Source organism: Snodgrassella sp. B3882 (genome assembly GCF_026535915.1).
In the GTDB taxonomy this organism is placed as follows: domain Bacteria; phylum Pseudomonadota; class Gammaproteobacteria; order Burkholderiales; family Neisseriaceae; genus Snodgrassella.
In genome coordinates this window covers 1-2,313 of sequence record NZ_JAFNPF010000013.1, presented here as the reverse complement: position 1 = coordinate 2,313, position 2,313 = coordinate 1, and the positions used below count along the sequence as shown (strand labels likewise).

Here is a 2,313-nt window from a genome sequence, read left to right as displayed (position 1 = left end):
CATCAGAGCATCAGAGCATCAGAGCATCAGAGCATCAGAGCATCAGAGCATCAGAGCATCAGAGCATCAGAGCATCGTTTAAATTAAATAGTATTTTTATTATAATAGCATTATTTTACCATTCTCATTCCTTCGCTGTCAACCATTTCAATGACACGCCACTGTACCTACAAAGCCAATCTATTCAAACTACTAACTATTTTGTCAAACCGAACATTACCTTCTTTATTGATGACTCAGGAAGTATGGCTTCTACGGTAGATGTGGTTTGTAATTACCGTATTAGAACATGTCAAGAAAAAAGAGGTAGATACTGTAATAGATGGTATCTTCCACCTTGGGAAGCTCAAAATATAGGCTCAAGAAATTCGCTAGAATCAATCAACACTCCTCTTCCATCTGATGAACCGCCTCAAAATATAAAATTGGTAGAGTTCCGAAATTGCCGATATATATCCAGAATGAATGCTGTAGTTGATGTTTTAGATAAAATTGTGCGCACCTATCGTAATGATTTTTATTATAGTCTTCAACCCTTTAATACTTATAACCCTGCTAAATATGATCACTTTTATGATACTTCAAAAAATCAGGATTATAGTATTATTCTCAATCATATAAGGAATTTATATGCCGGTGGTCTAACACCTACTTATCGCAGGCTTAATGCAGTTGTCAGAAATATTTTAATCAACAAATTGAAATATCGCTGTCAGAAATCCTACCTTATTCTTTTATCTGATGGGTATCCATATGATTCTTCTCCTCTTGCCCCCATTACTGACTCTACCGCAATAAGAAATAAGCCGGATTATGGTTACGATGGGTATTTCGATGGTAATACTGTCAGAAATGACCGTATTTTCAACACCACCAATGCCCTCAATTATTACACTGAGACGTTAAGAACGAAAAATTTTGGTCAATATATTTATAATCAAAATTTTATAAAGTGGGCTGGTAATGGCTTTGAGGCTGCAACTAAACGCACAAATCGCCGATGGACTGACGATGCCGGTCAGCCTTGGGATGCTCCTGATCCATTGGCTCATCTGCCCGGGCACTCTCCTACGTTCACCCAGACCGCACAAACTTTCACCATTAGTTTTGGTTTGCATGATGTTCATGATAGAAGTGCTATTGAACTGTTGAGAAAAGGCGCCTCACCCAAACCGGATTATGATCCGTTTACTAATCCCAATAGCCGTTATTTTTACAATACCATGCAAACGGATGAGGTATTAAAAGCTTTTGAGGATATCTTTAAAGAAATTACCGCCCAAACTAATGAACAAAAAGGCACCATTACTTCCATTATGCCGATTATGGGTGAATCTTCTACCTCAAAGCAAAATCTATTGATCAAATCCAGAGTCGATACTGAGCATTGGAGCAGCCAATTGTGTTTTCATTCCTACAATGAAAATGCTGCGGACAAAAATGCCTGCAATAAACAGCCCTCTTTTGCAAACCGCCAACTGGTTTTGAATGATGGCAACCAGTCCTATCTTTTTTCTGGCAGTCTCTTTAGCGGTCTAAAAAATGATTCGTTTAAACTTGCCGATAACAATAATCTGAATAATCTGGAATGGCGTGATGGTTTACTCAATTGGTTTAGCCGCAGCACTGCCGATAACCAGATCAAACAAAACGGCTTTGTTCTCGATTATCGCCAGCGTCCTGATAAATCTGGTCTTGGTTCCACCAGAAATATGGGCGACATCATCAATAATTCCATCGAAACCATCGGCCAAACAGAATTCAACAAACAGAAATATCTGATTACCTCCGCCAACGATGGCATGGTGTATGTATTTCGTGCTGCCAACAGCGATACCAATCCATATGATCTGAAGTTCAACTACATGCCGATGTCGATTGAACGTAACAGTACCGATGGCTCCGATCTGGTCAGCCATTATTACAAAGATCTGACCAGCAATAATTATGGCAAAGACACCAACCATCCCCATCGTTATTTGCTTAATGGTGGCTTTACCGTGGTTCAAACGCCCAAACTACCGAATAAATCGCAGCAAATCTTTATGGTCTCTAATATGGGTCAGGCTGGACGCGGTGCGTTTGCGTTGAATATCGGTGGTAAAAGTCTGACTACCGGGCAATCCATTGCTGCGGATAATATGCAGAATGCCAATTGGTACCATGAACTGTTTTTATTTCAAACACCGAGTGGCTATAATAATCAATTCGGTTACACAATCGGCACGCCTGCCGTAGCCATTACCCGTGTCAACCGAGAGCAAAATGCTGCCAGGGATACTTATAATACCCATCTGCGCGAACTGGCATTTA

The 2,313-nt window shown here is 40.1% G+C and carries 1 protein-coding gene; it reads left to right on the top strand.

Annotation, left to right across the window (positions count from 1 at the left end):
- Positions 1-461 precede the first annotated feature (461 nt).
- The coding region (locus tag J3U68_RS10595; RefSeq protein ID WP_267376894.1) for a PilC/PilY family type IV pilus protein at positions 462-2,313 on the top strand (1,852 nt) is incomplete at its 3' end.